Raw genomic sequence first — 5,890 nt, 5'->3', positions numbered from 1 at the left:
CACTGCCCACCCTACAATACTTAAGATTTTTCATAAATCATTTAGGATTGCTATAACTGCCAGAGTTGGATGGAATAACACAAATGGCGTTCAAAAATTGTGCGTGCTGCTAACCCCTCGACAATTGGTTTGTCCAGCCAGCGCTTAAATGCCCAACGTCCTAATGCGTGTAATGGTGGGACGGCGATCGCCACAACATCACTAATATATTTCATGGTAGTCAGCCCAAAACTACGAAAATAATCAAGAGATAAGTCAATCGTTGGTGCAACCGAGTTTGAGATGTCCTCAGCTTTGATTAAAGTGAACCCAGCCCGTTCCAAAGCTTCCTGAAGATCACTTGTTACATGACAATTGGAAAAGATACCTTCCTGATATTCAGGATCAGAGCGCATCATATCGGCAATCAGCAAGTAGCCGCCACTACTCAATAAACGAGCCGCACCCTGAGCCAAATCGTCAACAGCAATATATTGGCTGCTTTCGCTGAACAGGATGAGATCGTAGGAGTGGGTTTGTTGAAAATCTTCAAATCTCGTTAAGTAGAAAGGTACTTGACCATTGGTATTCTTAAGAAACTTCTCTTGTTGAAGTGCGTCGGGTGCTAATCCCTCAACATTGAAACCGCGTTCCAAAAGGTATTTCGCATTACCACCAATACCACAGCCTACGTCAAGCACGGTGCTTATTCCCTGTGGGATAAAACTGAACAGTTTGTCTGTATAAGCTTGTTGAGCTGTACGCAGAGAAGTTAGAGTTAATTCCTCACCACTGTGAGGTAATGTTTCCCAATACCCATAATGGAGATAGGAAGAACCTGTGACTCCCATATAGTAATCTATCGCTGCATTTTGGTAGCGAGTTGCTTTCGGAATTGGAATTGATTTTGGTTTCTGCATTTAGGGTTAGAGTTGGTGGATAGGCTTGCACATTTCTTTTTAATAATACGAGCGATCGCGCAAGCGTGTTCCGTATCAGTTCCCCAAACTTTACTTTATCATTAAGTGCTCTTTTACACTTGAAAAATCTAAAACTAAATGCGTTTCACCATAACGAAATTACCTTCTATCTTCGTTGCGTAAGTCGAGAGTGGTTTTGTGGCTGGACCAGTTTGTGCCTTACCGTCAAGTTTAAATTCTGAAGCGTGACAAGGACATAAAAATATTCCTTCCTTATTCAGCCATTCTACTGTACAACCCATATGAGTGCAGGTAGGATTTACAGCTATCAATTTTTTACTTTTAGAAGTACCAACTACTAAGACTGAACCAATTGGTGACTTTTCATTTAATAACTGACCAGCTTTATCTAACTCTGTTACCGTCCCCACCTTATGCCAATCTCCAGATGCTGATGATATTGTTGTAGTTTTTGGTCCAGAAGCCCTAACTTTCATAAGTAGGCTACTTACTAAAGAACTTACACCAATCAAAGTAAAAAAATAACGACGTTTCATTGTATATAAATTCTACAGAACAACATCTAAACCATTTTTGGAACATGTAACATTTTATAACATGCTATTAAAGAGTAAGGAAAAATAAAAAACTTTTTTCTTACTCTTTTGCTTTTCAAAATCTTAAAAAAAGGAAAATTAATTCTAAGGAAGGCTATTGCGCAGGCGACGCAAACAATTTACCGATGCAACACAATCACAGCCAAACATAGCTACAGCAGCATCGCTTTCTGCATCTGTCACCCCAAGCAGAGCCTTTTCGTTATTCACGTCGGTAGCGTTAATCTCTGGTGCGCCTTTCTTCAAATGAGACAATTGTTTAGCATTAGCGCAAAAATATTTACCGAGTTTTGGATGTTTTACACAAGCTTTTTGACCTTCTGCTGATACTGGTGTAGTAGCAGCGTCTGTACGTTTTACAGGTTGTGGATTGACTGGTTGACCGGCTGTGGTAACTTTACTAGTCATTACCAATGAAGCGAGAGAAAGCAAAGCTGTGGATTTGGTAGTCAAAGCTATAAACAGTTTTTTCATGCAATTTTCCAAGATGTGGGTTGACAATTAAACGTTGATGTTCTCTACTCAGGCTTGGCAGAAAAACAATATTTTCAAAGAACCAGGATCCTCAAAACAATTTACCTATCATATACGCTATGAGATAAATTGCTATTTTAGACTCACAGATTCTTGACAAACTAGTAAAAAAAATCAAAGTCAAATTTTTGATTTTTTACTTTGTATCTCTTACATTTCTTTCTGGCCCAAACAGGATATTTTTCATGTTTCTACATCCTTAAGAGTGACTTAGTAGAGAAATAGCAATCGATTATACTTGTACTTTCTTGTTTGCAATTATTCTTTGACCAGATGCTAAGTAGCCATCATGAACTGCGTACACCAGAACACATGAAAACATTTCTCCCTCACTCCCTCACTCCTTATTTTCAAGTCAGGTAGCCGTAATTAAATATAAAATAAAACCTCACCCTCAATTCCTCTCCGAAATCGCGGAGAGGGAAGCCGGAGGCAGGGTGAGGTTTTATGTTTAATTTGACCTACTTACTTATTTTCCAGCCACACTTAGTTCCTCCCCTGACACCAGGGACTCAACAAGAACCTGATCAAGTTCCCGACCAATCAATACTAATTTCGTTTGACGGGGTTCGTGGGGTTGCCAAGCACGATCATAAAAGTAGTCAAATCGATTACCGACACCCTGTAATACCAGACGCATGGCTTTTTTTGGAACTGCTACAAATCCCTTAATTCGATAAATTTCTTGCTGTTGTACCAATGTTTGTAAACGTTTAACCAATACAGACGGCTCAAATGTTTGGTCTAGTAGTAGTTGCACTGCATTAATTCCGTCATCATGTTCGTGTTCGGCTTCGTTATCGTGGTGACTGCGGCGACTATCCAAGTTGTCTTCTACTGCAGCGTTAAAACCGAGTAACAGATCGCAATCAATTTTACCGTCCTGGCACTGAATGAGTTTTACACCACCAGACAAGTTCTGCTTTAACCACTGCTGCACTTTAACTTGGGTTTGGTCATCAACGCGATCGCTCTTAGTCAACAACACCAAGTCCGCACAAGCAAGCTGATCTTCAAACAGTTCTTCAATTGGTGTTTCGTGTTCTAAACTATCATCGGCTTGCCGCTGTATTTCAAAAGCTTCTAAATCACCCACAAATTGATTCGTTGCTAAAGCCTCACAGTCCACGACGGTGATTACGCTATCCACTGTAGCGCCCGTGCGAATTTCCGGCCAGCGGAAGGCTTGCACCAATGGTTTTGGTAGTGCTAGTCCAGAGGTTTCAATTAACATGCAGTCAATGCGATCGCGTCGCTTCAGCAATTCTTGCATCGCTGGTAAGAATTCCTCTTGCACCGTGCAGCACAAGCAACCGTTGGTGAGTTCAACAATGTTGCTGTTGGGGTCTTCTTCATCGTCACAGACTTGACAGTCACGCAAAAGTTCGCCATCAATTCCGACTTCTCCAAATTCATTCACCAAAACAGCAATGCGTCGTCCCTCATTGTTTTGCAGTAAATGGCGAATTAATGTCGTTTTGCCTGCGCCAAGAAATCCTGTAATGACTGTGACGGGAATTTTATGCATATAAAGTGTGTTGTTTGTTGATCGTTAATTTTGGAATCAGTAGAAAAAAGTTCAAACCGCAGATATCATGCACTGTTGCCAGCGTTAAAATCCAATTCGTTCTGAGTTAAAGTTGTGTCGGGTTGGGTGCAAGCACTAATTCATATTTACATTCTGCAATGCCGCCGAGGATGAAGGAGTTTGGTTGGCAAAGTTTTGGTCTTTCAATTCTGTGCGTGAGTTTGCCCGCACAGCGCGGAACATTCCAAATCGACATAACCCTACACCAAACGCCAAACGCATCAACAACAACGTCGGCACCTCGCGCACAGACTTGATAAAACCAGACAGTCCAAAACGCAGAAATCCGCTTGGTCGAATCACCCCTTGCCAAATCGAATCCAACCAAGAAGGAAGCGTTTCTTTTGTCCAGTCTGCCGTAATCACTTCCCCCTCGACAAATCCCGTCGCTGCCAAAAGCTCGGCAAAGCCTTCAATACTGGAAAAAGCTGGATGAGACCACTGATCAAGGAGTTGTTGCATGACTGGTTTTTCCCAGAAATTTAGAGGTTTTTGGCGGTCATCCTTCTGATTCCAGTCAGCTACAACCAATATTCCACCGGGCTTTAGCACCCGCATTAATTCAAGCGCAAAAACGGCTTTATCGGGCATGTGAGGACCTGCTTCAATCGACCACACCACATCAAAACTGGCATCTGGAAACGACAACGCCATCGCATCATCGACTGCAAACTGGGCGTTTAGCCCTTGGGGCGTTAACTCCTGAGCACGCTTCACTTGCTGTGGACTGATCGTAATCCCTGTGACGGCAAACCCATAATCTCGTGCTAAAATCCGGCTGCTGCCCCCGATACCACACCCAACATCTAACACGGTAGTACAAGGGGGTAATTTATCTAAACCACCCCATTTAACCATTTCATGTACAAAGTCAGATTTAGCAGCTAGAAAATCCTTCCGTCGTGGCGGCGAACCGTAGTGACCAAGGTGAATGTGTTCCCCCCAATAAAACTCTAGGATGCCGTCATTCGTCCATTGATCGTAGGAATTGGCGACTGTGTTTGAGGATTGATACTTACGGGCACTCAGGAGATAACCGCCAATTCCAATCACCAAAACCACAAGAAAACCAATTACAAAATATAATAAAGTTGACATTGTTTTGAACGATCCTGTACGCCTACCCTAGATAAAATTTTGGCACGAATCCCGTAGCCATGAATTTTATAGCATGAACTCTTGACCTATTTAATTCCAACTGCCTGTGCAGTTCAACTCATCGGTCGTCTGGGAATGAACCGAATCAGACGAGCGCTCGCAATGGAAATCGTCCTAGACATCGACATTGCTATGTTTTGAACACCTCGAATAATTTTCCCTTGAAGTACCCAGGGCTTCTGTTTGACTTCGGGCAGAGGTGTTTGTTTGACAAAGGGATGAACAGCAGTGGGAATCTTCCCAGTTCGGTGAAGATAGAATTTCGGCATGATGAAAAACCCGAGTAAAAATCTAGTAAAGATGTGATTTGAACATTAAAGAACTCTATGTATCAGTAGGTAAGACGATTGGCATTTGTATCTTCTGAAAAATTGGGCTGGGGCTGAAATTCTGTCCATCTTTTGCAGACCTGTTCATAGCATTGGGGTGGGGTGATGGGTAGGTTTTTCAGGTAAAAGAACGTCGCTTGGTTAAAAGATTCCAGCAATAACAAGACTTCGGTAGTAGGATTGTAAGTATCCACGGCTTCCAAAATATGAGCATTCATAAAGTGATTGCGCAAAATTACGGTGTCGGGAGCAGCTAACCAAGCATTTAAGAAGGCAGCTATACGAATACGTGGTATAAAAGAAACTTTGAAAGTTTCCCCTGCTACTCCAATTGCAGGGGAATTGGTGCTGCAAACGATGACACCGCGTTCGCCTCCCAAATACCCCCCCCAGGCGTTGTAACCAATCACCAACAAATTTGTGGCAATCAAGCCTTGCTGCCAGTCCAAAGCATCGGAAGTATGACTCATTGATGCCTCCTTAAGGGGGTTAAACAGAGTAGATGGCGTTGCAGATTAAGAATATGAATTTAGTCTCCCTTGGTAATATTTACTTTGGTAAAATTTTGGCTGCATCAACCATATTTTTAATTGATGGAATCACCCACAATCAGGATTTACCCAAATTTGTTGGACGGGTAAATTAGCAATTCTCGTGCGTAATTGGGAAAGCATTTGTTCGGTAGTGGAACAGGAGTGCGTACGTCACTCGCTAGCCCCTAAGGGGCAAAGCTCGCCGGGGGGAGTATCCCCCCGGCAGACTTTG

8 protein-coding genes are annotated in these 5,890 nt (G+C 42.5%); 1 reads left to right on the top strand and 7 read right to left on the bottom strand.

All coding sequences use genetic code 11. The features are described from left to right. Positions 1–50 precede the first annotated feature (50 nt). The 7 genes from AC5590_RS13285 to AC5590_RS13255 form a co-directional block, all read right to left on the bottom strand. On the bottom strand, positions 51–899 hold the full coding sequence (locus AC5590_RS13285; RefSeq protein WP_169268801.1) for a class I SAM-dependent methyltransferase: 849 nt from the start codon (positions 897–899) through the stop codon (positions 51–53). A gap of 134 nt (positions 900–1,033) precedes the next feature. Then, positions 1,034–1,456, bottom strand: coding sequence for a QcrA and Rieske domain-containing protein (locus tag AC5590_RS13280; protein ID WP_169268800.1), 423 nt, complete (start codon positions 1,454–1,456; stop codon positions 1,034–1,036). Between the two features lie 144 nt (positions 1,457–1,600). Next, a complete protein-coding gene (locus AC5590_RS13275) occupies positions 1,601–1,990 on the bottom strand; it encodes a hypothetical protein (protein ID WP_169268799.1) in 390 nt (129 codons plus the stop codon). A gap of 529 nt (positions 1,991–2,519) precedes the next feature. Continuing rightward, complete coding sequence (cobW, locus tag AC5590_RS13270) at positions 2,520–3,578, bottom strand: cobalamin biosynthesis protein CobW (protein WP_169268798.1); 1,059 nt, start codon at positions 3,576–3,578, stop codon at positions 2,520–2,522. Between the two features lie 135 nt (positions 3,579–3,713). After that, positions 3,714–4,736 carry a methyltransferase domain-containing protein gene (locus tag AC5590_RS13265; protein ID WP_169268797.1) on the bottom strand — a complete coding sequence of 341 codons (1,023 nt, stop codon included), beginning with the start codon at positions 4,734–4,736 and terminating at the stop codon, positions 3,714–3,716. Positions 4,737–4,849: 113 nt separating this feature from the next. Continuing rightward, complete coding sequence (locus AC5590_RS13260) at positions 4,850–5,065, bottom strand: hypothetical protein (protein ID WP_169268796.1); 216 nt, start codon at positions 5,063–5,065, stop codon at positions 4,850–4,852. Between the two features lie 62 nt (positions 5,066–5,127). Beyond that, positions 5,128–5,595 (bottom strand): hypothetical protein, encoded by a 468-nt coding sequence (locus AC5590_RS13255; RefSeq protein ID WP_169268795.1) that lies wholly within the window; start codon positions 5,593–5,595, stop codon positions 5,128–5,130. 53 nt (positions 5,596–5,648) lie between these two features. Here AC5590_RS13255 and AC5590_RS13250 point away from each other — a divergent pair, with 53 nt between their 5' ends. Continuing rightward, positions 5,649–5,771, top strand: coding sequence for a hypothetical protein (locus tag AC5590_RS13250; RefSeq protein ID WP_256379273.1), 123 nt, complete (start codon positions 5,649–5,651; stop codon positions 5,769–5,771). Positions 5,772–5,890 lie beyond the last annotated feature (119 nt).

Origin of the sequence: Brasilonema octagenarum UFV-OR1, from assembly GCF_963888615.1 — a bacterium.
Taxonomy (GTDB): domain Bacteria; phylum Cyanobacteriota; class Cyanobacteriia; order Cyanobacteriales; family Nostocaceae; genus Brasilonema; species Brasilonema sennae.
This window is presented reverse-complemented; position numbering and strand designations above follow the sequence as displayed.

What these genes read in the sequence shown, in the direction of transcription:
- AC5590_RS13250 (WP_256379273.1), top strand. Translation starts at nt 5,649, where the DNA reads ATGAATTTAGTCTCCCTTGGTAATATTTACTTTGGTAAAATTTTGGCT.
- AC5590_RS13275 (WP_169268799.1), bottom strand. Translation starts at nt 1,990, where the DNA reads ATGAAAAAACTGTTTATAGCTTTGACTACCAAATCCACAGCTTTGCTT.
- AC5590_RS13255 (WP_169268795.1), bottom strand. Translation starts at nt 5,595, where the DNA reads ATGAGTCATACTTCCGATGCTTTGGACTGGCAGCAAGGCTTGATTGCC.
- AC5590_RS13280 (WP_169268800.1), bottom strand. Translation starts at nt 1,456, where the DNA reads ATGAAACGTCGTTATTTTTTTACTTTGATTGGTGTAAGTTCTTTAGTA.
- AC5590_RS13260 (WP_169268796.1), bottom strand. Translation starts at nt 5,065, where the DNA reads ATGCCGAAATTCTATCTTCACCGAACTGGGAAGATTCCCACTGCTGTT.
- AC5590_RS13265 (WP_169268797.1), bottom strand. Translation starts at nt 4,736, where the DNA reads ATGTCAACTTTATTATATTTTGTAATTGGTTTTCTTGTGGTTTTGGTG.
- AC5590_RS13285 (WP_169268801.1), bottom strand. Translation starts at nt 899, where the DNA reads ATGCAGAAACCAAAATCAATTCCAATTCCGAAAGCAACTCGCTACCAA.
- cobW (WP_169268798.1), bottom strand. Translation starts at nt 3,578, where the DNA reads ATGCATAAAATTCCCGTCACAGTCATTACAGGATTTCTTGGCGCAGGC.